At 72.7% G+C, this 24,590-nt stretch carries 23 protein-coding genes; 14 read left to right on the top strand and 9 right to left on the bottom strand.

Going from position 1 to position 24,590, the window contains the following annotated elements; translation table 11 throughout:
- Window positions 1-5: 5 nt before the first annotated feature.
- From ACETWP_RS07565 to acsA, 3 genes are read right to left on the bottom strand one after another with little or no spacing between them, the layout of a single operon-like run.
- Window positions 6-986 (bottom strand): alpha-ketoacid dehydrogenase subunit beta, encoded by a 981-nt coding sequence (locus ACETWP_RS07565; protein WP_373971606.1) that lies wholly within the window; start codon window positions 984-986, stop codon window positions 6-8.
- Window positions 983-1,981 carry a pyruvate dehydrogenase (acetyl-transferring) E1 component subunit alpha gene (gene pdhA / locus ACETWP_RS07560; RefSeq protein WP_373971605.1) on the bottom strand — a complete coding sequence of 333 codons (999 nt, stop codon included), beginning with the start codon at window positions 1,979-1,981 and terminating at the stop codon, window positions 983-985. Before pdhA ends, ACETWP_RS07565 begins: the two co-directional genes overlap by 4 nt.
- The gene (acsA, locus tag ACETWP_RS07555) at window positions 1,978-3,759 is read right to left on the bottom strand and encodes an acetate--CoA ligase (RefSeq protein ID WP_373971604.1); all 1,782 of its coding nucleotides are present in this window, start codon (window positions 3,757-3,759) and stop codon (window positions 1,978-1,980) included. Before acsA ends, pdhA begins: the two co-directional genes overlap by 4 nt.
- Window positions 3,760-4,219: 460 nt before the next feature.
- Here acsA and ACETWP_RS07550 point away from each other — a divergent pair, with 460 nt between their 5' ends.
- Window positions 4,220-4,609 (top strand): DUF4262 domain-containing protein, encoded by a 390-nt coding sequence (locus tag ACETWP_RS07550; protein ID WP_373971603.1) that lies wholly within the window; start codon window positions 4,220-4,222, stop codon window positions 4,607-4,609.
- A 66-nt stretch (window positions 4,610-4,675) separates the two neighbouring features.
- Here the strand turns inward: ACETWP_RS07550 and ACETWP_RS07545 are convergent, their stop codons facing one another.
- The 3 genes from ACETWP_RS07545 to ACETWP_RS07535 form a co-directional block, all read right to left on the bottom strand.
- A complete protein-coding gene (locus tag ACETWP_RS07545) occupies window positions 4,676-5,305 on the bottom strand; it encodes an MBL fold metallo-hydrolase (protein WP_373971602.1) in 630 nt (209 codons plus the stop codon).
- A gap of 1 nt (window position 5,306) precedes the next feature.
- Window positions 5,307-6,392, bottom strand: coding sequence for an S-(hydroxymethyl)mycothiol dehydrogenase (locus ACETWP_RS07540; protein ID WP_373971601.1), 1,086 nt, complete (start codon window positions 6,390-6,392; stop codon window positions 5,307-5,309).
- A gap of 108 nt (window positions 6,393-6,500) precedes the next feature.
- Window positions 6,501-6,770, bottom strand: a complete 270-nt coding sequence (locus ACETWP_RS07535; protein WP_373971600.1) for a glutaredoxin domain-containing protein — start codon at window positions 6,768-6,770, stop codon at window positions 6,501-6,503.
- Window positions 6,771-6,805: 35 nt separating this feature from the next.
- On the opposite strand from ACETWP_RS07535, the gene ACETWP_RS07530 reads away from it, so the two are divergent.
- Window positions 6,806-7,561, top strand: coding sequence for an SOS response-associated peptidase (locus ACETWP_RS07530; protein WP_373971599.1), 756 nt, complete (start codon window positions 6,806-6,808; stop codon window positions 7,559-7,561).
- Between the two features lie 45 nt (window positions 7,562-7,606).
- On the opposite strand, the gene ACETWP_RS07525 is transcribed toward ACETWP_RS07530, so the two are convergent.
- Entirely contained in the window at window positions 7,607-8,113 is a 507-nt protein-coding gene (locus tag ACETWP_RS07525) for a VOC family protein (RefSeq protein WP_373971598.1), read from the bottom strand.
- A gap of 286 nt (window positions 8,114-8,399) precedes the next feature.
- Between ACETWP_RS07525 and ACETWP_RS07520 the strand changes: the two genes are divergently transcribed.
- From ACETWP_RS07520 to pdxS, 6 genes are all read left to right on the top strand, one after another.
- Entirely contained in the window at window positions 8,400-8,711 is a 312-nt protein-coding gene (locus ACETWP_RS07520) for a DUF6504 family protein (RefSeq protein WP_373971597.1), read from the top strand.
- Window positions 8,708-12,256 (top strand): DNA polymerase III subunit alpha, encoded by a 3,549-nt coding sequence (locus ACETWP_RS07515; RefSeq protein ID WP_373971595.1) that lies wholly within the window; start codon window positions 8,708-8,710, stop codon window positions 12,254-12,256. The genes ACETWP_RS07520 and ACETWP_RS07515 overlap by 4 nt, the downstream gene beginning before the upstream one ends.
- Before the next feature lie 231 nt (window positions 12,257-12,487).
- Window positions 12,488-14,494 carry a threonine--tRNA ligase gene (gene thrS, locus ACETWP_RS07510; protein WP_373971594.1) on the top strand — a complete coding sequence of 669 codons (2,007 nt, stop codon included), beginning with the start codon at window positions 12,488-12,490 and terminating at the stop codon, window positions 14,492-14,494.
- A 166-nt stretch (window positions 14,495-14,660) separates the two neighbouring features.
- A complete protein-coding gene (locus ACETWP_RS07505; RefSeq protein ID WP_373971630.1) occupies window positions 14,661-15,176 on the top strand; it encodes an HIT family protein in 516 nt (171 codons plus the stop codon).
- A gap of 3 nt (window positions 15,177-15,179) precedes the next feature.
- Complete coding sequence (gene pgsA, locus ACETWP_RS07500) at window positions 15,180-15,794, top strand: phosphatidylinositol phosphate synthase (RefSeq protein ID WP_373971593.1); 615 nt, start codon at window positions 15,180-15,182, stop codon at window positions 15,792-15,794.
- A gap of 89 nt (window positions 15,795-15,883) precedes the next feature.
- Window positions 15,884-16,798, top strand: a complete 915-nt coding sequence (pdxS, locus tag ACETWP_RS07495; RefSeq protein WP_373971592.1) for a pyridoxal 5'-phosphate synthase lyase subunit PdxS — start codon at window positions 15,884-15,886, stop codon at window positions 16,796-16,798.
- 157 nt (window positions 16,799-16,955) lie between these two features.
- On the opposite strand, the gene ACETWP_RS07490 is transcribed toward pdxS, so the two are convergent.
- Complete coding sequence (locus ACETWP_RS07490) at window positions 16,956-17,741, bottom strand: GNAT family N-acetyltransferase (RefSeq protein WP_373971591.1); 786 nt, start codon at window positions 17,739-17,741, stop codon at window positions 16,956-16,958.
- A gap of 2 nt (window positions 17,742-17,743) precedes the next feature.
- Entirely contained in the window at window positions 17,744-19,753 is a 2,010-nt protein-coding gene (locus tag ACETWP_RS07485; protein ID WP_373971590.1) for a M3 family metallopeptidase, read from the bottom strand.
- Window positions 19,754-20,020: 267 nt separating this feature from the next.
- Here ACETWP_RS07485 and pdxT point away from each other — a divergent pair, with 267 nt between their 5' ends.
- The 6 genes from pdxT (at window position 20,021) to yajC (ending at window position 24,518) form a co-directional block, all read left to right on the top strand.
- Window positions 20,021-20,689, top strand: a complete 669-nt coding sequence (gene pdxT / locus ACETWP_RS07480) for a pyridoxal 5'-phosphate synthase glutaminase subunit PdxT (RefSeq protein ID WP_373971589.1) — start codon at window positions 20,021-20,023, stop codon at window positions 20,687-20,689.
- A 2-nt stretch (window positions 20,690-20,691) separates the two neighbouring features.
- Complete coding sequence (locus tag ACETWP_RS07475) at window positions 20,692-21,447, top strand: YebC/PmpR family DNA-binding transcriptional regulator (RefSeq protein ID WP_373971588.1); 756 nt, start codon at window positions 20,692-20,694, stop codon at window positions 21,445-21,447.
- A gap of 6 nt (window positions 21,448-21,453) precedes the next feature.
- Window positions 21,454-22,050 (top strand): crossover junction endodeoxyribonuclease RuvC, encoded by a 597-nt coding sequence (gene ruvC / locus ACETWP_RS07470; protein ID WP_373971587.1) that lies wholly within the window; start codon window positions 21,454-21,456, stop codon window positions 22,048-22,050.
- Between the two features lie 148 nt (window positions 22,051-22,198).
- Window positions 22,199-22,819 carry a Holliday junction branch migration protein RuvA gene (gene ruvA / locus ACETWP_RS07465; RefSeq protein WP_373971586.1) on the top strand — a complete coding sequence of 207 codons (621 nt, stop codon included), beginning with the start codon at window positions 22,199-22,201 and terminating at the stop codon, window positions 22,817-22,819.
- Window positions 22,820-22,828: 9 nt separating this feature from the next.
- Window positions 22,829-23,878 (top strand): Holliday junction branch migration DNA helicase RuvB, encoded by a 1,050-nt coding sequence (gene ruvB, locus ACETWP_RS07460; RefSeq protein WP_373971585.1) that lies wholly within the window; start codon window positions 22,829-22,831, stop codon window positions 23,876-23,878.
- A 187-nt stretch (window positions 23,879-24,065) separates the two neighbouring features.
- Entirely contained in the window at window positions 24,066-24,518 is a 453-nt protein-coding gene (yajC, locus tag ACETWP_RS07455) for a preprotein translocase subunit YajC (RefSeq protein WP_373971629.1), read from the top strand.
- The last annotated feature ends 72 nt before the right edge of the window (window positions 24,519-24,590 follow it).

Here is a 24,590-nt window from a genome sequence, read left to right as displayed (position 1 = left end):
GGAACTCACCCACGGAACGCCGCCACCGCGCGCGCCGCGTCGACGACCCGCTCCACCGACGGGAGGGCGGCGAGCTCCATGTGCCGCGCGTAGGGGATCGGGACCTCCGCGCTGCACACCCTGGCCACGGGCGCGTCCAGGTCGTAGAAGGCCCCCTCGGTGATCCGGGAGCTGACCTCGGCGGACAGGCCGCCGCTGCGCCATCCCTCGTCGACGACGACCGCGCGGTGGGTCTTCGCGACCGTCGCGAGGATCGCCGGGTCGTCCAGGGGGCGCAGCACGCGCAGGTCAAGCACCTCCGCCTCGATGCCTTCGGAGGCGAGCAGGTCGGCGGCCTCGAGCACCGTCGGCAGGGTGCCGCCGTAGGTGATCAGCGAGACGTCGCCGCCGGGACGCCGCACGGCGGCGCGGTTGATGTCCACGGCGCCGGCGCCGGCGTCGAGCTCGCCGGACACGTTGTAGAGCGACCCGTGCTCGAAGATGAGCACCGGATCCGGATCCTCGAGCGCGGTCCAGAGCATGCCGCGCGCGTCGGCCAGCGTGGCCGGAGCGAGGATGCGCAGGCCCGGGATGTGCGCCAGCCACCCCTCGAGGCTGTGCGAGTGCTGCGCGCCGAGCTGGCGGCCGGCGCCCGTCGTCGTCCTGATGACCAGGGGCACGTTGAACTGCCCGCCGGACATGTGCAGCAGCGTCGCGGCGTTGTTGACGATCTGGTCCAGCGCGAGCAGGGCGAAGTTGACGGTCATGATCTCCACGATGGGCCGCATGCCGCCGAGGGCGGCCCCGATCCCGGCCCCCACGAAGCCGGACTCGGCGAGCGGCGTGTCGCGGATCCGTTCCGGCCCGAACTCCTCGAGCAGCCCCAGGCTGACGGCGAAGCAGCCGCCGTAGGCGCCCACGTCCTCGCCCATGAGGAAGACCCGATCGTCGCGTTGCAGGGCCTCGCGGATTCCCGCCCGCAGGGCCTCGCGGTAGGTGGTCCTCACGGGGCGCTCCGATCGCTGACGACGAACCGGGTCAGGTCCCCGACGGGCTCCGGGGTGCCGGCCTCCGCGTAGGCGACGGCGCCGGCGATCTCCGCGTCGACGTCTTCGGCGATCGCCGCCCACTGCGCGGGGGCGAGCTCCCCGGAGGCCTCCAGCGTGTTCCGCAGGGCGTCGATCGGGTCGCGCTCCACCCAGCGGGCGACCTCGGCCTTGTCGCGGTAGCGTTCCGGATCGAACAGCGAATGGGCCCGGAAACGGTAGGTGCGCAGCTCCAGGAAATACGGCCCGGCCCCGCCGCGCACGGCGTCGACGGAGCGGCGCGCGGCCTCCTCCACGGCGAGCACGTCCATCCCGTCCACGGCCCATGCCGGGACGCCGTAGCCGGACGCCTTCAGGGCCAGGTCGGTCTGGGACTCCGAGCGGCCCAGTGCCGTGCCCATCGCATAGAGATTGTTTTCGCAGCAGAACAGCACGGGCAGCCGCCAGAGGGCCGCCAGATTCAGGCTCTCGTGGAACTCGCCCTCGGCCACGGCGCCCTCGCCAAAGAAGCACACCGTCACCCGCGGCCTGCCGGCCATCCTGTCGGCGAGCGCCAGCCCCACCGCCAGGGGCAGCCCGCCGGCGACGATGGCGTTGCCGCCGTAGAAGCGGGTCCCGGCGTCGAAGAGGTGCATGGAGCCGCCGCGCCCCCGGCAGCAGCCCTCGGCCTTCCCGTACATCTCCGCCATGATCGCCCCCGCGGGCACGCCGCGCAGGAGCGCGTGCCCGTGCTCCCGGTAGGTCGCCAGCACCGCGTCCCCGGGCGCGACGGCGGAGAGCACCCCGGCCGCGACCGCCTCTTCGCCGATGTAGACGTGCAGGAACCCGCGGATCTTCGCCGCGCTGTAGAGCTCCACGCACTTCTCCTCCAGCCGCCGCACGCGCAGCATCTGGCGCAGCAGCCCCCGGCGGTGCGCGGCGACGCCGTCGGTGTCCGGTTCTCCGCCCGTGCTCATGCCCGTCCCTCCAGCGTCGACGTGTCCCCTTCGGGGAGACCGAGCTCGCGGGCCTTCAGGAGCCTCCTGAGGATCTTCCCGCTGCGGGTCCGCGGCAGTGAGGCCGCGAAGTCGAGCTGGCGCGGGGCGACCGCCGCGCCGAGGCGGCGGCGCGCGAAGCCGATGATGTCCAGCCTGAGCTCCTCGCTGGGCCGCCAGCCGGCGTGCAGCTCCACGAATGCCTTGACCACCTCGCCCGCGACCGGGTCGGGGACCCCGATGACCGCCGCCTCCGCGACCGCCTCGTGCTCCATCAGGGAGCTCTCCACCTCGAAGGGGCCGATCAGGTGGCCCGAGGACTTGATGACGTCGTCGCCGCGGCCGACGAACCAGTAGTACCCGTCGGCGTCCCGCGTGGCGAGGTCGCCCGTCAGGTACCAGCCGCCGGCGAAGGCACGGCGGTAGCGCTCGTCTTCGCCCAGGTAGCCGCGGAACATGGACGGCCACCCGGGGCGCAGCGCCAGCTCGCCCACGGTGTCGGGCTCCGTCACCAGGACAGCCCGGCCGTCGCGCAGCACCGGCCTGTCCCCGTCGTCGCGGACCACGAGGGCGGCCACGACTCCCGGCAGCGGGCGGCCCATCGAGCCCGGGCGGATGGGGAGGGCGGGGAGGTTGGCGATCATGATCCCGCCGGTCTCCGTCTGCCACCAGTTATCGTGGACGGGCAGGCCGAACGCCTCCCGTCCCCACAGCACGACCTCGGGGTTCAGCGGTTCGCCGACGCTCGCGACAAAGCGCAAGGCTGCCAGGTCGTGCCGCGCGGCCCGCGCGGCGCCGGCCTTCATGAGCATCCGCAGCGCGGTGGGCGAGGTGTACCAGACGGTCACCCGCTGTTCCTCCAGGATCCGGTACCAGCGGTCGACGTCGAGTTCCGCCTCGTCGACGATCGACGTGACGCCGTGCACCAGCGGTGCGACGATCCCGTAGGACGTGCCGGTGACCCATCCGGGGTCGGCGGTGCACCAGTAGACGTCCTCCGGGTGCAGGTCCAGCGCGAACCGGCCCGTGGCGTAGTGCGCCGCAACGGCGTCGTGCACGTGGACCGCGCCCTTGGGGGTGCCCGTGGTGCCGCTCGTGAAGTGCAGCAGGGCCATGTCCTCCGGTTGCGTCGGCGCGGTCTCCCCGTACGGGGGAGCGTCCCGCAGGAGGGCCGCCAGATCGAGGGTGCCCGGTTCGGGACTGCCTCCGGCATCCACGAGCAGGACGTGCCGCAGCCCGGGGAGCGCCCCGCGCAGGGGGGCGACCTTCTTGCGGTACAGGGCCCGCGTGGTGAGCAGGACGCGGGCGTCCCCGAGCTGCAGCCGCAGGCGCACGGGTTCCGGACCGAACGCGGAAAACAGGGGGCAGAACACGGCGCCGTGCTTGAGCGTGCCGAGGACCGCGGGGTAGAGCTCGGGAACGCGGCCGACGAGGGAGAAGACGCGCTCGCCGCGGGCGATGCCGAGGGCGCGCAGCACGCCGGCGAAGCGGTTGGTCCGCTCGGCCAGCCCGGCGTAGGTGATCGCTGCGGAGGTGCCGTCCGTCCCGACGAAGCGCAGCGCCTGGCGCTCGCCGTCGGGGCCGGAGGCGTGGCGGTCCACCGCCTCGTGGGCGATGTTCAGGCCGCGCCCGCGCGGCAGTCCGGACAGCGCCCGCCGGGCGTCGTCCCAGGTGAACTCTGCGCAGGTGGCGTCGTAGTCCAGGAGGTTCGGCCGCACCCGGAAGGCGCCGGGGTCCTTCTGGATGGTGGGGTACCGCACTTGCCGCTCGTTTCTGACGCCGTGCCCTGTGGTCAGCCGCCGTCCCGCGTACGCGCTTGCCCGTGCGCGGGAGATGCGGACGGCGCGCGCCGGGGTGCGCGGGGTCCGTTGCGTTCCCCAATTTCCTCGCCGCGACCCCGCGCGTCAAGACCCCGCGCGTCAAGACCCCGCGCGTCGAACCCCGCGCGTCATGCGGTCACCGTGGCGGCATGCCGCCACGGCTGACCCGCCCTCCACCGCCGCGTCCCGCCGACACGGCGCGGACGGTTTTCCACATTCCGCGCGGCCGGCCGGCGGCACGCGGACGCGGGCCGCAGAATCGGTGCACGGGATGGTCCGGGACCCGCCTGGCCCCGCGGGAAGGAGCGGAACATGGAACGGCGCAAGACGGAGGGGGCCCGCGGGCGGTCCAGGGCAGTGGCCTGGGGGAGCGCCGGCGCCTCCCGGCGGGCGCGCTCCCATGTGTGAGCTCTGCGACGGTTCACTCACGCTGTACGAGGAGCGGGTCCGTGAGTCCGCGCGCATCCGCGCCCACGGGTGGACGATGGTCGGCGTCGGGGACACCGACCCGCTGAAGGTCTTCTGCTACACGATCGGCCTGAGCGCCGTGCCGCATCCGGAGCTGTTCACGCTGGGCGTCCCCCCGGGCGATGCGGCGCGCATCTTCGGCGAGCTCGCCCCGCGCGTCGCGCGCGGCGGCCTGCGGCTCGCGGCCGGGACGGCCCTGCCGCTGCGGGCCGGGGACGTGTACCTGACCCGGATGCGCTCGCCGGGCCGCTACCTGCTCGGCGCCGTCGGCCGGTACGGCCCGGGCGTGCGCGGACTGCACGTCTCGCTGATGCGCCCGTGAACGGGGCCCGACGGCGGCCGGTCCCGGACCCCCGCGGGAGGTCCGGGACCGGCGCCACCAGCGGACCTAGTGGCCCCGGGCGATCCACTCGTCGAGGTGTGGCGCCTCGGCGCCGATCGTGGTGGAGTCCCCGTGGCCGGTGTTGACGACGGTTTCCGGCGGCAGCGTCAGCAGCCTGTCGCGGATGGACCCGACGATCGTCGGGAAGTCGCTGTACGAGCGTCCCGTCGCCCCGGGACCGCCGCTGAAGAGCGTGTCCCCGGAGAACACCGTGCCGAGGTCCTCGGCGACGAAGACCGTCGAGCCGGGCGAGTGGCCCGGGGTGTGGAGCGCGGTGAGCCGCGTGCCGGCCACCTCGAAGTGGTCGCCGTCGCGGATCTCCCCGTCCGGCGTCGTCCCCGGGTAGACCGCTTCCCAGAGCATCTGGTCCTCCGGGTTCATCAGGACCGGCGCCGAGACCAGCGCCGCGAACTCGCGGGCGTGGCGGATGTGGTCGTCGTGGCCGTGGGTCAGCAGCACGGCCTTGACCGCGCGGCCGCCGACGGCCTCGGCGATCCTCCCGGCGTCGTGCGCCGGATCGATGACGAAGACCTCGGCGTCGTCCCCGACGATCCACACGTTGTTGTCCACGTCCCAGGTCCCGCCGTCCAGCGAGAAGGTTCCGGAGGTGACGAGGTGCTCGATGCGCGCGCCCATGCTAGAGCTCCACCACCGAGCGCAGGACCGCGCCCCGGTGCATCTTCTCGAACGCGTCCTCGATCTGGTCCAGGCCGATGCGCTCGGAGACGAACGCGTCCAGATCCAGGCGTCCCAACCGGTACTGCTCGACCAGCATCGGGAAGTCCCGCGACGGCAGGCAGTCGCCGTACCAGGAGGACTTCAGCGAACCGCCGCGGCCGAACACGTCCAGCAGGGGCAGTTCGAGGGCCATCTCGGGCGTCGGGACGCCCACGAGGACGACGCGGCCGGCGAGGTCGCGCGCGTAGAAGGCCTGCTTGTACGTTTCCGGGCGGCCCACGGCGTCGATGACGACGTCGGCGCCGAATCCGCCGGTGGCCTTGCGGATCGCCTCGACGGGATCCTCCTCGCGCGAGTTCACGGTGTGGGTCGCGCCGAGCCCCTTGGCGAGCTCCAGCTTGGCGCCGTCGATGTCCACGGCGACGATCGTCGTCGCGCCGGCCAGCCGGGCCCCGGCGACCGCGGCGATGCCGACTCCGCCGCAGCCGATCACGGCCACGGACTCGCCGCGCTTGACCTCGCCGGTGTTGATGGCCGCCCCGATGCCCGCCATGACGCCGCAACCGAGCAGGCCCGCCGCGGCCGGGTCGACGTCGTCGTCGATCTTGGTGCACTGGCCCGCGGCCACCAGCGTCTTCTCCGCGAAGGCGCCGATGCCCAGCGCCGGGGAAAGCTCGGTGCCGTCCTGCAGCGTCATCTTCTGGGTGGCGTTGTGGGTGTTGAAGCAGTACTGGGGCTGGCCCTTGGCGCACGCGCGGCACTCGCCGCAGACGGCCCGCCAGTTCAGGATGACGCGGTCGCCGACGGCGATCTGGGTGACGCCCTCGCCGATCTGGCTGACGACGCCGGTGGCCTCGTGGCCGAGCAGGTAGGGGTAGTCGTCGCCGATGCCGCCCTGCTTGTAGTGCAGGTCGGTGTGGCAGACGCCGCAGGTGAGGACGTCGACGACGGCCTCGCCCGGGCCCGGGTCCGGGACGGTGATGGTTTCGATGACGACCGGCTCGTCCTTCGCCTTGACGACGACGGCCTTGACCTGATGGGGCATGGGGATCCATCCTTTCGGCCGCCGTCGGCGGCCGGTGGTTTGACGATACGGACGGGAAAGGCGCCGGGGCCCGCGGGCTCCGACGCCTTTCATCCAATCACAGGCCGGCTACAGCCGCTCGCGAACCTGCTCGATGCGCGGATTCGTGGCCGCGGATCCGTCGGGGAAGACGAGGGTTGGCACCGTCTGGTTCCCGCCGTTGAACGCCTCGACAAGCTCGGCGGTGCCCGGCACGTCCTCGATGTTCACCTCGCGGTATCCGATGCCGTGCGCGTCCATCGACCGCTTGAGGCTGCGGCAGTAGCCGCACCACGAGGTCGTGAACATGGTGACGGTTCCTTCGGCGGGCACGTAGTCCTGGAGATTCGCTGCAGTCATGTGGGTGCTAACCGCCGCCGTGAGACGCTTATTCCATGTGTGGACGCTACGTGATCGCCCGGGCCCGCGGGGACCTGCTGGCCGCGGCGGAGGCCGAGGCCGACGAAGCGCTGGAGGTGCGGCGGTCGTGGAACGTCGCGCCCACCTCCGACGTGCCCATCGTGCTGGAGCGCTTGGTGGAGGGCCGCGTCGCGCGCCAGCTGCACACCGCCCGGTGGGGCCTCGTCCCCGGCTGGGCGCGGGAGCCGTCCGTCGGCGTTCGGGCCATCAACGCCCGGAGTGAGACCGTCTTGGACAAGCCCACGTTCCGCGGGGCCATCCGGTCCCGGAGATGCGCGGTCCCGGCGGACGGCTATTACGAGTGGAAGTCCGCCGGGGGCGGCAAGACGGGCAAGCGGCCCTACTTCGTGCGCCCCGCCGACGGGTCGGTGATGCTCTTCGCGGGCCTCTACGAGTGGTGGAGGGACGCGTCGGCGCGCGACGGGGCTCCGGGACAGTGGCTCCTCACGACCTCGGTCCTGACCATGGACGCCCCGCCCGCGGACGCGGCCGAGCCGGTCCTGGCGCAGCTGGCCGGACTCCACGACCGGATGCCCATCCCCCTGGGCCCCGGGGAGCTCGCCGGCTGGCTCGATCCGCTCGACACGGACGCGCCTCCGCTGGTGGCCCGCGCCCGCGCCGCGGCCTACGGGGTCGCCGCCGCCTGGGAACTGGGCGAGGCGCATCCAGGGGTGGGCAACGTCCGCAACGACGGCCCGGAGCTGCTGGAGCCCGCCGACGGTCTTTTCTGACCCGCCGGGCGGGCGCCGCGCGCCGTCCCGAGCCGTTCCGCCGTCCTACCCCGCCGCGCTGTCCTCCGTGTCCCGGCCCAGGCTGACCGTGCCGTCGGGCGCCACGCGGAACGCCGGGTTGTGGACGAAGTCCCACCGGTACCCGTCGGGATCCGCGACGCACGCGCTCGTGCCTCCCCAGGGCTGGGCCCGTGGTGCGGCGATGCCGGTCGCCCCCGCCGCGAGCGCCAACGCGTAGAGCTCGTCCACCGCGGCGGCGCGCGCCACGTTGTGGCCCAGGGAGACGGGCGGCGCCTGGGGACCGAAGCCCACGTCGCCGTATTCCCGCGGCATGCTGGACACGTTCCACAGGGCCAGCAGCAGGCCGTGGCCGGCCTGGACGAAGGCGATCTCGCCGGGAAGGTGCTGGAGGACGCGGAATCCCAACCCATCGGCGTAGAACGCCAGGGACGCCTCGACGTCGGCGACCCCCAGGGTCACCGCGGTGACCGCGGGAGCTGGCACGGCGGCGGGGGCGGATGCGGGGGCGGGCGTCGGCCGGGCGGGTTCCATGGGACGTTCCTACGCCGCCGGCGGGCGGCGCGCAAGCCGGACCTGCCGCCGGTGCGTGGTGCGTGGTGCGCAAGCGGGACTGCGGGGGAGGCGCGGGAATGTTGCCGGGCGCCGGGGCGCGCGGCCCAAAGTGTCGGCGCCGGTGCGTAGCTTCGTCTTTGATTCGAACATAGCTTCGAATAGCATGGAGTTGCCGCCTTCTGCTTCCCAGAGGCGCTGACTTCCCGTATCCATTGATGCCGCCGGGGTTCCTCACACCCCCGGCGCACGGTTATGGAGGTTCCGGATGGGCCTGTTCACCCAGTCCGTCGAGGTCGATTGTTCCGCCGCCGGCTTGCCGCTGCGCCTGCGCTGGCAGGGCCGCGAGTACCGCGTGTCCGCCGAGCCCGTACGTTGGTTCGAACGCCGGAAGTGGTGGGCCGAGGAGGTGCGCGCGGAACGCGGACGCGGCCCGGGGCTGGTGGACCACGAAATCTGGCGCCTGCAGGTCCGCCTGGCAGGACGCGGACCGCTGGTGACCTTCGACGTCTCCCGCCAGACCGAGACCGGGCGGTGGCGGCTGATCCGCATCCACGACGCCCTGCGGGAGAGCGCGTGAGCTTCACCCACCTGAACGTCTCCTCGGCCTTCAGCGCACACTACGGGGCGTCCTGGCCGGAGGACCTGGCACGCCGCGCGGCCGCCGACGGCGCCGACGCCCTGGCCTGCACCGACCGCGACGGGCTCTACGGCTCGGTGAAGCACCTGAAGGCATGCCGCGAGAACGGCCTGGACCCGATCCTCGGGGTCAGCCTCGCGGTCCTGGAGCAGGACCCCTGCCCGCCGTCGCGCCGCCCGCCGCCGCCCCGCGCGTCCGGCCGCGTGGTGGTGCTGGCCCGGGGGCGCTGCGGCGGCGCCGGGTACACGGCGCTGTGCCGGCTCGTCTCGGCGGCGCACGCCGGGACGGGCGCCGCCGGGAAGAAGCCCGTCGGGGTGACCCGCGCCGAACTGTCCCGGCACGCCACGGGGCCCGACGGCGGGGCCGTCCTGACCGTGCTCGCCGGGCCGCAGTCCGACGTCGGGCTGGCGGCCCAGGGGCGCAGCTACGGCCTCGCCCGCGCCCTGCTGACCTCCTGGCGGGACGCGCTGCCCCCCGGCGGCCTCGCGGTCGAGGCGGTGACCCACCTGAACCGTCCCGGCGAGAAGCTGAGCACCGCGCACGCCGTGCGCATGGTCAGGGCCGCCCGGGACTGCGGCGTGCCCGCCGTGCTGAGCAACGCCGTGCGCTACGCGGACCCCGACGGCGCCGCCACGGCCGACGTGCTCGACTCCGCCCGGGCCCTCAGCTCGCTGGAGACCCTCGGCGACCTGCAGCCCAACGGCCAGGGGTGGCTGAAGGAGCCCGCGGCCATGAAGGCGCTCGCCCGCGACATCGCCCGCGCAGCGGGCGGGGGGGCGGCAGAGGCCGCGTCGCTGCTGCGCGACACCGAGCGCGTCGCGGACCGATGCCGCCTTGATCCGGTGGAAGACGCCGGCTGGGGGAGGCCGGTGGTGCCCGAGGCCTCGGTGATCGGGATCTCCGGCGACCCGCACCGCGAGCTGCGCGCCCGGTGCGAGGCCGGGGCCACCCGCCTGTTCCGGGGGACTGGGCGGGACCCGGCCCTGGAGGACCGCCTCGGGCACGAGCTGGACACCATCACCCGGCTCGGTTTCTCCTCCTACTTCCTGACGGTGGCCGAGGTCTCGGGGATGATCACGTCCATGGGGGTGCGCGCCGCGGCGCGCGGCTCCGGCGCGTCCAGCCTGGTGAACTACCTGTTGGGGATCAGCCACGTGAACCCGCTGTCCCACGACCTGCTCTTCGAGCGGTTCCTCTCCCTGGACCGCTCCACCCTGCCCGACATCGACATCGACGTGGAGAGCGCGGAGCGCCACCGGGTGTACCGGAGCATCTTCGCGCGCTTCGGATCCGAACGGGTCACCCTGATGAGCATGCAGAACGGCTACCGCGCGCGCGGCGCGGTCCGCGACGCCGGCCTGGCCCTCGGGCTGGGGGGCGGGGAAATCGACGTCATCGCCAAGCAGCTGTGGCGCTTCTCGGCGCGGAACTTCCGCGAGGCGCTCGCCGAGAAGCCCGAGCTGCGCCAGTTCGCCGACCGCGTGGGCGCCGAGCGGCAGCTGGACCTGCTGGTGGACCTCACCGAGCGGCTGGACCGGCTGCCGCGGCACATTTCGATGCATCCCTGCGGGGTCATCCTCGGGGACGTCTCGCTGCTGGACCGCACACCCGTCCAACCCAGCGGCCTGGGCCTGCCCATGAGCCAGTTCGACAAGCACGACATGGACCCGATGGGCATGCTCAAGCTCGACGTGCTCGGCGTGCGGATGCAGAGCGCCATGGCGTTCGCCCTGCGCGAGGTGGTGCGGATCCACGGCGACGGACGCGCCGTCGCGGAGGCGGGCAGGCACCCCGTGGGAGAGGACGGCGCCCTGCCGCGGTTCCTCGCCGAGGACGGGAGGATCGATCTGGAAAGGGTCCCGCTGGACGACGAGCCGACGTTCGAGCTCATCCGCAGCACCCACACCCTCGGCTGCTTCCAGATCGAGTCGCCGGGTCAGCGCGAACTCATCGGCAAGCTGGCGCCCCGCGAATTCAACGACCTGATCATCGACATCTCGCTCTTCCGCCCCGGCCCGATGCAGTCGAACATGATCAAGCCCTACCTCGAGAACCGGCATGGCTTCGCCCCGGAGGTCTACCCCCATCCCGACCTGAAGCCCGCGCTCGCCGAAACCCACGGAGTCACGGTCTTCCACGAGCAGGTGCTCAGGACCTTCGACGTGATGACCGGCTGCGGGCTGGCGAAGGCCGACGTCTTCCGCAGGTTCCTGGGCGACGCCGCGCGCGAGCCGGCGGTGGAGACCTTCTTCCGCCGTCGCGCGATGGACCGCGGGTACTCCCTGGACGTGGTGGACCTGGTGTGGGGGACGTTGAAGGCGTTCGGCAGCTTCGGCTTCTGCAAGGCCCACGGAGCGGCGTTCGCCGTGCCCACCTACCAGTCCGCCTGGCTGAAGACGCACCACCCGGAGGCCTTCCTGGCCGGGCTCTGGGAACACGACCCCGGGATGTACCCCAAACGGCTGCTGGTCGCCGAGGCGCGCCGGCTCGGGATCCCGATCCTGCCCCTGGACATCAACCGCAGCGCCGCCGAATACCGGGTGGAGCCCGTGGAGGGCTCCACCCGGCTCGGCATCAGGCTCAGCCTCTCCGGGATTCACGGCGTCTCCGCGACGGAGATCCGGCGGGTCGTCGCGGGCCAGCCCTACGACTCGCTCGCCGACGTCCGCGACCGCTCGGGGCTGGGCCGAACCTCGCTGAAGAGCTTCGCGGCGCTGGGGGCCTTCGACGCGTTCCAGCACGACGCCGGGCGCGGGAACCGCGCCGACCTGCTGCGCCACCTGTCCGGTCAGCGGCACGGCACCGTGCCGCAACGCTACCGCGCCATCCCGGGACAGCTCCCGCTGCCGCTGGGCGACCTGGAGATGGGCGCGCTCGCCGTGGGGGAGGAGGCCCCCACGCTCGAGGAAACCGTCCGCACCGAGCTGGACCTGCTGTCCCTGGACGTCAGCGGGCACCTCATGGAATCCCACGCCCCGATGCTGGACCGGCTGGGGGTCACCCGCTCCGCCGATCTGCTCGGGCTGCGCAACGGGTCCGAGGTGCTGGTCGCCGGCGTGCGCGTGGCCACGCAGACGCCGCCGATGCGAAGCGGGCGCCGGGTGGTCTTCATCTCGCTGGACGACGGCACCGGCTGCGTGGACTGCACGTTCTTCCACGAGGCCCAGCGGACGTCCGGGCCGCTGCTGTTCGGCACGCGCCTGATGCTGGTCCACGGGCTCACCCGCCGCACCGGGCCCCGCGGAATCAGCCTGCAGGCCCTCCAGGCGTGGGACCTGTCCGATCCCGCGGCGCTCCCAGCGCCGGGCCACCTGGAGAGTCCCGGCCGCGCCCGGGACCTGCGCCCCTCCTCCGGCCCCGGGGTTGCCCCGCGGGCAGCCCGGAGCGGCGTCGCCCGCCGGACGGCGGTGGCACCGGCCGCCTCGCTGGCCCAAAGGATGGCCGACGAGGGCCTCGACACCCGCGGGCACGTGCGCCTCCGGTAGCCGGCCGGGGACCCGGGGACCCGGGTCGCCGCCGCCGGCACGCCGAGGGCCGGGGGAGCGCGACGCACACGCGTGTCGCGGGCCGCGACATCCGGCGCCGGCGACACGCGGCCGCGCCCCGTCCGCCCTGATTGGTTGGCCGCGCCGCCAGCCGTTAAGCTGGTTCGTGGCTGGCCGTGGTCCCCGTACGCCACACGCCATGAAGCCCCACAACGAAATGAGGAGACCTACGTGTCAGAGCAGATCACCCTAAACGTCGACGGCCAACCGCGCGAGGTGACTGCCGGGACCACGGGTGCCGAACTCTACTTCGACCGGCGGGACGTCGTGGTGATGCGCGTCGACGGAATCCTCCGCGACTTGGACCGCGCCCTCGAGGCGGGCACCGCCGTCGAGGCGGTGACGATCTCCTCCCCGCAGGGCCTCGAGGTCCTGCGCCACTCCACCGCCCACGTGATGGCCCAGGCCGTGCAGCAGCTGCGTCCGGACGCCAAGCTCGGCATCGGCCCCTACATCACCGACGGCTTCTACTTCGACTTCGACGTGGCCGAGCCCTTCACCCCCGAGGACCTCAAGACCCTCGAGAAGATGATGCTCAAGATCGTCAACCAGAACCAGCGGTTCGCCCGCCGCGTCGTCACCGAGGACGAGGCGCGGGCGGCAATGGCCGACGAGCCGTACAAGCTGGAGCTCCTCGGCAAGGCCAACACGGCCGACGAGGCCGGCGAGGGCGTCAGCGTCGAGGTCGGCGCCGGCGAGATCACGATCTACGACAACGTGGACCGCAAGACCGGGGACACGGTCTGGTGCGACCTGTGCCGCGGGCCGCACCTCCCCAACACCAAGCTGATCTCCAACGCGTTCGCGCTGACCCGCACCGCGGCGGCCTACTGGCTCGGGAGCGAGAAGAACAAGCAGCTTCAGCGCATCTACGGCACGGCGTGGCCGACCAAGGAGGATCTCAAGGCCTACCAGGAGCGCCTCGCCGAGGCCGAGCGCCGGGACCACCGCAAGCTCGGCTCGGAGCTGGACCTCTTTTCCTTCCCCGACGAGCTCGGTTCCGGCCTGCCGGTCTTCCACCCGAAGGGCGGCATCATCCGCCGCGCCATGGAGGACTACTCGCGCACCCGCCACGAGCAGGCCGGCTACGAGTTCGTCTATACGCCGCACATCACCAAGGGCCACCTCTACGAGGTCTCCGGCCACCTGGACTGGTACCGGGACGGCATGTTCCCGCCGATGCACGTCGACGAGACGCGGGACCCGGAAACCAACGAGGTCGTCAAGCCCGGCCAGGACTACTACCTGAAGCCGATGAACTGCCCGATGCACAACCTCGTCTTCCGCTCGCGCGGGCGCTCCTACCGCGAGCTGCCCCTGCGCCTGTTCGAGTTCGGCTCCGTCTACCGCTACGAGAAGTCCGGCGTCGTGCACGGACTGACGCGCGTGCGCGGCATGACCCAGGACGACGCCCACATCTACTGCACCCGCGACCAGATGAAGGACGAGCTCACCGAAACGCTGAACTTCGTCCTGGCGCTGCTCAAGGACTACGGGTTGGACGACTTCTACCTGGAGCTCTCCACGAAGGACCCGGAGAAGTCGGTCGGGTCCGACGAGCTCTGGGACGAGGCCACGCGCACCCTCGCCGAGGTCGCCGAGGCCTCCGGGCTGGATCTGGTCCCGGACCCGGGAGGCGCCGCCTTCTACGGCCCCAAGATCTCCGTCCAGGCCCGCGACGCGATCGGCCGGACCTGGCAGATGTCCACGATCCAGCTCGACTTCAACCTCCCCGAGCGCTTCGAGCTCGAGTACCAGGCGGCCGACGGGACGCGCCAGCGCCCCGTGATGATCCACCGCGCGCTGTTCGGATCGATTGAGCGCTTCCTCGGCGTGCTCACCGAGCACTACGCCGGCGCCTTCCCCGCCTGGCTCGCGCCCGTCCAGGTCGTCGGCGTGCCGGTGGCCGAGACCTTCAACGGATACATGCAGGAAATCGTGGACAGGCTGCGCGCGCAGGGCATCCGCGCGCAGACAGACCTCGGCACGGACCGCTTCCCGAAGAAGATCCGCAACGCCTCCAAGGAGAAGATCCCGTTCGTGCTCATCGCCGGCGGCGAGGATACCGAGGCCGGCGCCGTCTCGTTCCGCTACCGCGACGGCAGCCAGGACAACGGCATCCCCGTTGACGAGGCGATCGAGCGCATCGTCTCGGCCGTACGAAGCCGGGAGGCCTAGCGTGGGCGGCGACGCCGGCGCGGGCCACGCCGGGGCGGACACGACCGACGCCGGCGCGACTGTAGCTGGCGCGGACACGACGGACGCCGGGGCGGACACGGCCGACGCCGACACGACGGACGCCGGGGCGGACACGACCGACGCCGACACGACCGACGACTTCGAGCTGGCCGGCGTCCCCGACTCCTTCCAGCGCCTCTGGACCCCCTACCGGATGGCGTACATCAAGGCGGGCCAGGACCAGGTCACGGGCGAGGACGACTGCCCGTTCTGCCGCGGACCGCAGCGCGAGGACGCGGAGTCGCTGATCGTCCACCGCGGCCGGACTGCCTTCGTGGTGCTCAATCTCTTCCCCTACAACTCGGGCCACCTGCTGGTCTGCCCGTACCGCCACGTGCCGAACTACACCGACATCACGGACGAGGAGACGGCGGAGATCGCCGCCCTGACCCAGCAGTCGATGCGCGTGCTCCGCCAGGTCGCCCGGCCCACCGGGTTCAACCTCGGCATGAACCAGGGGGTCTCCGGCGGCGCCGGGATCGCCGCCCACCTGCACCAGCACGTGGTCCCCCGGTGGGGCGGGGACGGCAACTTCTTCCCGATCATCGCCCAGACCAAGGCCATCCCGGCGACCCTCGGCGACGTCCGCGAAAGCCTGGCGGCCGCCTGGCCGGCCTGCTGAGCCATGCTCAACAGGTACGCCCGCGGGTTCTTCACGAGGCTCTTCACCCCCCTGGCCCGCTGGCTGGTGCGGCGTGGGGTGTCGCCCGACGCCGTCACCATCGTCGGCACGCTCGGCGCCGTCTTCGGCGCGCTGGTCTTCTATCCGCTGGGCGAGCTCCTCTGGGGCACCCTGTTCATCACGGCGTTCATCTTTTCCGACGTCGTGGACGGGATCATGGCGCGCTTGCCCGAGTCGGCGAGGCGCGGAGACGGCCGCTGGGGCAACTTCCTGGACTCCACCCTCGACCGTGCCGCCGACGGGGCGGTGTTCGCGGGCATCATGGTCTGGTTCTTCACCGGTGGGCAGAACGCGGCGATCGGCATCGCGGCAGGACTGTGCCTGCTCCTCGGCAGCCTGGTCTCCTACGCGCGCGCCAAGGCGGAGTCGCTGGGCTTCGAGGCGAACACGGGGATCGCCGAACGCGCCGAGCGGCTGGTCTTTTCGCTGACGTTCACCGGCCTGACCGGACTGGGCCTGAACGAGTGGGTGCTTTTCGCGGTCCTGGCCCTCCTCGCCCTGGCCAGCGCGGCCACCGTGGTCCAGCGCATCCTCCGGGTGCGGGCGCAGGCCCTCTAGCGCCGTAACGGGGCGACCGCCGGACGTGGGGGCGACCACGCCCGAGATAGGATGGAATGTAATCTCTCCAACCGTTGAAAGGACTCTTCGTGTCCAGCAATGAAAGCACCCCGGCGCAGCCCTCAGTCACGGGCAGCTCCCGGGTGAAGCGCGGCATGGCCGAGATGCTCAAGGGCGGCGTCATCATGGACGTCGTCACCGCCGAGCAGGCCCGCATCGCCGAAGACGCCGGTGCGGTCGCCGTGATGGCACTCGAACGCGTCCCCGCCGACATCCGCGCCCAGGGCGGTGTCTCCCGCATGTCCGATCCGGACATGATCGACTCGATCGTCGCGGCGGTCTCCATCCCCGTGATGGCCAAGGCGCGTATCGGCCACTTCGTCGAGGCCCGCGTCCTCGAGTCCCTGGGCGTCGACTACATCGACGAGTCCGAGGTCCTGACCCCGGCCGACTACGCGAACCACATCGACAAGTGGCAGTTCAAGGTCCCCTTCGTCTGCGGCGCGACCAACCTCGGCGAGGCGCTGCGGCGCATCAACGAGGGCGCGGCCATGATCCGCTCCAAGGGCGAGGCCGGTACCGGCGACGTCTCCAACGCCACCATGCACATGCGTCAGATCCGCGCCGAGATCTCCCGCCTGTCCTCCATGGCCCACGACGAGCTCTACGTCGCGGCCAAGGAGCTGCAGGCGCCGTACGAGCTCGTCAAGGAGATCGCCGAGACGGGCAAGCTCCCGGTCGTGCTCTTCACCGCCGGCGGCATCGCGACGCCGGCGGACGCGGCGATGATGATGCAGCTCGGCGCCGACGGCGTGTTCGTCGGCTCCGGCATCTTCAAGTCCGGCAACCCGGCCGAGCGCGCGGCGGCGATCGTCAAGGCGACCACCTTCCACGACGACTTCGACGTGGTCGCCCAGGTTTCGCGCGGACTGGGGGAGGCCATGGTCGGCATCAACGTCGACGAGCTTCCGCAGCCGCACCGACTGTCCGAGCGCGGCTGGTAGGCTCCCCGCACCATCGTTTCGGCCGAGGCCGGGCCGGGCGCCTTGCGCCCGGCCCGGCCTTCGCCGTTGCCGGTCCCGCCTTTGCCGCAGCCGGCCTGACGCGGCGTTCGCCGGATCCGGTGGCCCGGTTCCGCCGTCGCCGACGCGGCCCGACCGTCTAGCCGCGCGGCGGTGCCGGGGGACGCAGCAGAAGGTGCCGGCCGCGGCCGATGAGCCGCAGGCCGCAGGCGGCGAAGAACCCGCCCGCACCGGGGGAACAGCCCAGGACCAGCTCCGTCCGCTCGCCTCGCGCTCCCTCGTCGCGGGCGTCCTCCGCCGTCCCCTCGTCGCGGGCGTCCTCCGCCGCGTTCTCCGTCGTGGCCGGCGACGAGGCCAGCGCCGCGACGAGGGCGCGGCCGATGCCGTGTCCGCGCTCGGCGCCCGCGACGGCGAGGCCGTGGAGCGCCAGCCGGCCACCGGACGCGTGCTGGGCGAACCCGCGGCCCACGAGGACCCCGTCCGTGGTCCGCGCCGTCGCGTGGACCACCCGCCGCCCGGGTAGCCCGGCGACCTGCAGCTCCTCGGCGTCGGCGCCCGTGGCCTCGGGCACGGGATCGCCCACACGCACGCTGCCGTCCCACGGGTTCCGGCCGGCCTCGGGTTCTCCGGCGTGCCACAGGATCGGGGGCGCGTCGGTGAACCCGAATCCGCGCAGCGCGGAAGCGTCGGCGGCGGCGTTCATCCAGACGGAGACCTCCGTGGCGCCGAGCCGGTTCCCCTCGGCCAGCCCCGGGCGCAGTCCCGCCGCTTCGGGGCGGTCCGGGAAGAGCAGCATCAGGCGCCGGCGCGCCGGATGCCAGACCCAGCTGCAGCCGTGCGTCGTGAAGACGCGCCCCCCGGTCGCCTCGGCGACCGTTTCCTGCCATTCGCGGAACGCCGACTGCGCGCCGAGGATGGTGGCCACGGTCAGACGCCGAGGCCGCGGCGCGCCAGGAGCGGGCCAATCTCGGCGGGGCGGCCGCGGAAGTCCACATAGGATTCCAGCGGGTCCCGCGTGTTGCCGCGGGCCAGCAGGCCCTCCCGGAAGCGGTCGCCGTTCTCGCGGGTCAGCCCGCCGCGCTCCTTGAACCATTCGACGGTGTCGGCGTCGAGGATCTGGCTCCAGATGTACGAGTAGTAGCCCGCGGCGTATCCGCCGCCAAAGATGTGCTTGAAGTAGCCGGTGCGGTAGCGCGGCGGCACCGCCGCGGGGTCGAATCCGGCGCGGCGGAGCGCGGCGTCCTCGAAGTCCAGCGGGTCCGCGACGCGTTCCCCGGGTGCCAGCGAGTGCCAGGCGAGGTCCAGGACCGCCGCCGCCAGGTACTCCGTGGTCGCGAAGCCCTCGCCCCACAGCGCCGCGGCCTCGAGCCGATCCAGCGTGCCGTCCGGCAGCGGCTCCCCGGTGAGGTGGTGCCGGATGTAGCCCTCGGCGACCTCGGGCCACAGCGACCACATCTCGTTGACCTGCGAGGGGTACTCGACGAAGTCCCGGGGCACCGCGGTCCCGGCGAGCGAGGGGTACATCGCCGCGGAGAACAGCCCGTGCAGCGCGTGCCCGAATTCGTGGAACAGCGTCCGGAGCTCGTCCAGGCTGACCAGCGCCGGGCCGTCGGCGGCCGGCCGGGCGATGTTGAGGTTGTTGGTGACCACGGGGAGCTCCCCGAAAAGGCCGGCGCCCAGGCGGATGGAATTCATCCAGGCACCGCCCGTCTTGGTCGGGCGCGCGAAGTAGTCGCCGAGGAACAGCCCCAGCGCGGAGCCGTCCACGTCGGAGACCTCCCACACGCGCACGTCCGGGTGGTAGACCGGCAGGTCGTGCCGTTCGGCGAAGGTCACGCCGTAGAGCAGCGTGGCCGCGCGGAAGACCCCGTCCCTGACCACGCTCTCCAGCTCGAACCACGGCCGCAACGCCGCGGCGTCCACGTCGTAGCGCGTCCGCAGGACGGCGGCCGACGCGTGCGCCCAGTCCCACGGCTCAAGGCTCCGGCCGGCGGAATCCGCAAGGACCGCGGCCTCGCGCTCTGCGTTCGCGACGGCCGCTGGCACGAGTGCCGCAAGGCGGTCCATGACCGCGGTGAGGGACGGGGCGGTCTGGGCCTCCAGGGCGTACTCGGCGTGGTTCGCGTAGCCGAGCAGCCCCGCTCGGTCCGCGCGCAACCCGGCCATCTCCGCGGCCAGGTCCAGCGTCGGATGGTCGCCCCGGATGCCCCGGTTCACGGACGCCTCGAAGATCCGGCGCCGACTCTCGGTGAGTTCCAGCCGCTCGAGCACGGGCTGGGCCGTCGGTAGCCCCAGCGTGATGAGGTACCCGTCCGCGTGCCCGGCGTCCCGTGCCGCGGCGGCCGCGGAGTCGAGCTCGCCTTGTCCCAATCCACGGAGCTCCCCGGCCGTGGCGAAGTGGACGGCTGCGGCGTTCATGCCGGCGAGCAGCCGCCGTGAGTATTCCGTGGAAAGGTCGGACAGTCGGCTGTTGAGCGCGCGGAGCGCCGCCTTGTCGGCGTCGCCCAGTTCCGCGCCGGCCTGGCGGAAGTCGCGCAGCGTCTCCTCGACGAGCCGGGCGTCCTCCCCGCCAAGCCGCGCCGCGTCGAGCGAGGAGAGCCGGGCGAACAGGGGGGCGTCCAGCCGGACCGCGTCCTCGTGCTCGGTGAGCACGGACTGGATGCGCGCGTGCGCGTCCTGGATCTCCGGGGTGCCGTGGGCCGCCCTCACGTTCCCGAAGGCCTGCAGCGCCCGGCGGAGCAGCTGGCCGCTGCGTTCGAAGGCGACGAAGGTGTTCCCGAACGACGGCGGCGAATCGTCGCGGGCGATGTCGGCGAGTTCGGCGAGTTGTTCCCGCGCGCCGGCCTCCACGGCCTCCACGTAGTGCTCCGGCCGGATCGCGTGGTAGTCGGGCAGGCCGAAGGGAAGTTCGCTCGCGCGCAGGAGGGGATTCGTCATGGTCTCACCTTGTCACAACGCCCGGCCGACACCCGTGACCCACGCGCCCGCGAGGGCGTGCACTCCCCGCCGGGGCGCACTCCCGCCCCGGCGGGGGCGCCACCCACCAGGACGGTGGGCGCCACCCCCGAGGTTGGCGGGTGGGCACCCCGGCGGCGGGCGCGGGGAACGGAGGGCAGCCGGCGAGGGTTTAGGCTGGAACGTCCCCACCACCATGGCCCGTCACGCGGGCCGACGCCCGGCGACGCCGGGAGAGAGCGACGTCGAGTGCCCAAGATCGGTGTCCTGGCCCTCCAGGGCGACTTCCGCGAACACGCCGCCGCCCTCGCCTCCGGAGGGGCGGAACCCGTCGTCGTGCGCCGGCCCGGCGAACTCGCCGGACTGGACGGACTGGTGATCCCCGGCGGCGAATCCACGGCGATCGACAAGCTCGCCCGCGCGTTCGGCGTGGCCGATCCGCTGCGCCGGATGATCCGCGAGGGCCTGCCCGTCTACGGATCCTGCGCCGGAATGATCCTCCTGGCCGACACCGTAGCCGACCCCGCGACGGACCGCGCGGGCAACCCCCAGCAGACCTTCGGGGGCATCGACATGGTGGTGCGGCGCAACGCCTTCGGGCGCCAGGTGGACTCCTTCGAGACGGACCTGGACTTCGCCGAGCTCGACCGCCTGCCCGGGGTGCCGGACGGCGGCCGGGCGGATCCCGTGCACGCGGTCTTCATCCGCGCCCCGTGGGTCGAGGGCGTCGGGCCAGGCGTCGAGGTGCTCGCCTCCGTCGAGGTGGCCGGCCGCACCGATCCCGGTGCCGGGCGCGGGGTCGCTAGAATTGTCGCAGTTCGTTCGGGAATGCTGCTGGCGACCTCCTTCCACCCGGAAGTGACGGGGGAGCGGCGCATCCACCAACTTTTCATCCAGATGATCAGAGGAGAAGCGTAAGCATGTCGGGCCACTCCAAATGGGCAACCACCAAGCACAAGAAGGCCGTCATCGACGGACGGCGGGCCAAGGCCTTCGCCAAGCTGATCAAGAACATCGAGGTCGCCGCCCGCGCGGGCGGCGCCGACCTGCAGGGCAATCCCGCGCTCGAGGTCGCCGTCGCCAAGGCGAAGAAGACGTCGGTCCCCAACGACAACATCGACCGCGCCGTCAAGCGCGGCGCCGGCCTGACCGGCGAGTCGGTCGACTACCAGGAGATCATCTACGAGGCCCGCGGACCGCAGGGCTCCGCCGTGCTGATCGAGTGCCTGACCGACAACAAGAACCGTGCCGCCTCCGAGGTCCGGCTGGCCGTGACCCGCAACGGCGGCACCATCGCCGACCCGGGGTCCGTCAGCTACCTGTTCGCCCGCAAGGGCGTGGTCGGCCTGCCGAAGAGGGAGCTCACCGAGGACGACCTGCTGATGGCGGTGCTGGACGCCGGCGCCGAGGAGGTCAAGGAGTCCGGCGAGTCCTTCGAGGTGCACTCCGAGCCCCAGGACCTGCGCGCCGTCGTGGCCGGCCTCGACGACGCGGGCATTGAGTACGAGACGGACGAGGTCGAGTTCGTCCCGTCGATGCAGGTGGACCTGGACGCGGACGCCGCGCGCAAGTTCCTCCGTCTGGTGGACGCCCTGGAGGACCTGGACGACGTCCAGAACGTGTACTCGAACGCGGACATCAGCGCCGAGGTCATGGCCGAGCTCGAGGAGGACTAGGACCCCGTGGCGCTGCGCGTCGTCGGTGTCGACCCGGGGCTGACCCGCTGCGGCCTGGCCGTCGTCGACGTCGAACCCAACCGGCGGGCGACCCTCGTGGACGTGACGGTCGTCGGCACGACGCCGGACCGCCCGCTCGACGAGCGGCTGCTGGCCATCGCCGAGGCGATCGACGCGTGGCTGGACCGCTTCACACCCGACGTGATGGCCGTGGAGCGCGTCTTCAGCCAGCTGAACGTCAGCACCGTGATGGGGACCGCCCAGGCCTCCGGCATCGTGATCGTGTCCGCGGCCCGGCGCGGGATCCCCGTGGCGCTGCACACCCCGACCGAGGTCAAGGCCGCGGTGACGGGCAGCGGCCAGGCGGACAAGGCCGCGGTCGGCAAGATGGTCGCCAAGATCCTGCGGCTCGACGAACCGCCGCGGCCCGCCGACGCGGCGGACGCGGCGGCGCTGGCCATCGCGCACGGTTGGCGCGGCGCGGCCCCGGGCTCGCAGGCCTCGGGCACCGTGAGCGCCGGGTCCAGCGGGCTCACGCCCGCCCAGCGGGCCTGGGCGGCCGCCGAGGCCGCGGCGCGGCGGCCGACCGCCCCGCGGCGGTGACGACCCGGCGTCCCCACGGCACCGACGTCGAACGCGCCGCGCCGTTGACGACCCGGGGGCGGGGCGGCGGGTAAGGTATTCGTAGATATGTTCGGACGTCCGCCTCGGGGCGCGGCCGGACCCCAACGACGCCGGAGGTTGGCAGCGCATGATCAGTTCCCTGAGCGGAGTGGTGCGGCACGTGGGGCTGGGCAGCGCCGTCGTGGACGTCTCCGGTTTCGGCATGCTCGTGCAGGCGACGCCGCAGACCCTCTCGAACCTCCACGTGGGGCGCGACGCCGTCGTGCACACCGCCATGGTGGTCCGCGAGGAGTCGATGACCCTGTTCGGTTTCGGGGACCCTGACGAGCGCGAGGTGTTCGAGACGCTGCTCTCCGTGGCCGGCATCGGGCCCCGGCTGGCCCTGGCGATCCTGGCGGTGCACACTCCCGAGGACGTCCGGGTCGCTGCGTCCTCCGGCGACGCCAAGGCCTTCACGCGCGTCCCCGGCGTCGGCCCCAAGGGCGCACAGCGGATCGTCCTCGAGCTGGCCGGCAAGCTGGTGCCGGCCGGGGAGGCAGGCCGTCCCGCCGCCCCTGCCGGCCCGGCCTGGAAGGCGCAGGTCCTGGAGGCGCTCACCGGCCTCGGGTGGTCGGAGAAGGACGCGGTGAAGGCCGTCGACTCCTCGGCCGAGGCCATGCCGGAGATCGTGGCCGGCGGGGACGTCGGGGAGATCCTGCGCGCGGTCCTGCGCGACCTCGGGCGCGGCGCCGCGCGGACGGGAAGGTAGGACCGCCCCATGGCCGACGACGACGAGCGCGTGACCGCCTCCGGCAGCGAGCCGGAAGAGCGCGCCATCGAGGCCGCCCTGCGGCCGAAGAACCTGCACGACTTTGTCGGCCAGCAGCGCGTCCGCGGACAGCTCTCCCTGGTCCTGGAGGCGGCGCGCATCCGCGAGCGGACGGCCGACCACGTGCTGCTCTCCGGGCCGCCGGGGCTGGGCAAGACGACCCTGGCCATGATCATCGCCGGCGAGATGAACGCGCCGCTGCGCATCAGCTCCGGCCCCGCTATCCAGCACGCGGGCGACCTGGCCGCGATCCTGTCCTCGCTGACGGAGGGCGAGGTCCTTTTCCTGGACGAGATCCACCGCATGAGCCGGCCCGCCGAGGAGATGCTCTACATGGCGATGGAGGACTTCCGGGTCGACATCGTCGTCGGCAAGGGGGCTGGCGCGACGGCGATCCCGCTGGCGCTGCCGCCGTTCACCCTCGTGGGGGCCACCACCCGCGCCGGTCTGCTGCCCGGGCCGCTGCGCGACCGCTTCGGCTTCACCGGCCATCTGGAGTTCTACTCGACGGACGAGCTGGAACTGGTGCTGCGTCGCTCGGCAATGCTCATGGACATGCGGGTCAGCTCCGCGGCCTTCGCCGAGATCGCGTCCCGCTCCCGCGGCACGCCCCGCATCTCCAACCGCCTGCTCCGGCGCGTGCGGGACTGGGCACTGGTCCACGGCACGGAACAGATCGACGCGCGGGCGGCCTCCGCCGCCCTCGACATGTACGAGGTCGATGCCCGCGGCCTGGATCGCCTGGACCGATCCGTCCTGCACGCGCTCTGCACGAAGTTCGGCGGGGGACCGGTGGGGCTGTCGACGCTGGCCATCGCCGTGGGGGAGGAGACCGAGACCGTGGAAACCGTCGCTGAGCCCTTCCTGGTCCGGGAGGGGCTGCTCGGCCGGACGCCGCGCGGCCGCATCGCCATGCCCGCCGCCTGGGAGCACCTGGGCCTCGCCATGCCCGCCGACGCCATCTTCGCCGGGCTGCCGTCGTCCGGGGATCCCGACTAGCTCCTCCGAAGGACCCACTGCCGCGGGCCCCCGTCTCTCACCTGCGGCGCGGCGCGCCGGCCGCGGGGTAGCGGCGGTCACAGGAGGCGCCGCGCCGGGCGATACAATGGTGTCTTGCCCTCCCTGCGCGCCCCGGCGCCGCCCGGGATGCCCCGAGAACAGAAACAGGTAACGACCCTTGACGACCATGCAACTGGCCCAGAACACCACCGAGCAGGCCGCACCGGCCTTCGACCCGATGACGCTGATCCTGCTGGCCGCGTTCGCGTTCCTCATCTTCATGATGTTCCGCGGCCGCAAGAAGGCCAAGAAGCAGCAGCAGGAGCTCCAGTCCGAGCTGCGCCCGGGAGCCGAGGTCATGACCCAGTTCGGCCTCTACGGCAAGGTCGTCTCGATCGACACCGACGAGAACAAGGTCGTCATCGAGCTCTCGCCCGGCAGCACGGCTACCGTCCACTCCCAGGCCGTCGCCCGCGTCGTGCCCGCGGCCGTCCCGGCCGACGACGCCGAGACGCCGTCCGTCGCCGCGCCGGTGGCGGAACCCACCGCGGCGACCGGCGCGGCCGGCGACGCGGTCCATGAGGAGACCCCCGAGGAGACCCTGCGTCGCCTCGACGGCGACGACCGCACCAAGGAATAGTCCGCGTCGGGCGCGCCCGCCGCAGGCGGCGCGCCCGGTCCGGCCCTCCGACGCCCGCGAGGCGCGTCTTGA

Source organism: Arthrobacter halodurans (assembly GCF_041877255.1).
Classification (GTDB): domain Bacteria; phylum Actinomycetota; class Actinomycetes; order Actinomycetales; family Micrococcaceae; genus Arthrobacter_N; species Arthrobacter_N halodurans.
This window is presented reverse-complemented; position numbering and strand designations above follow the sequence as displayed.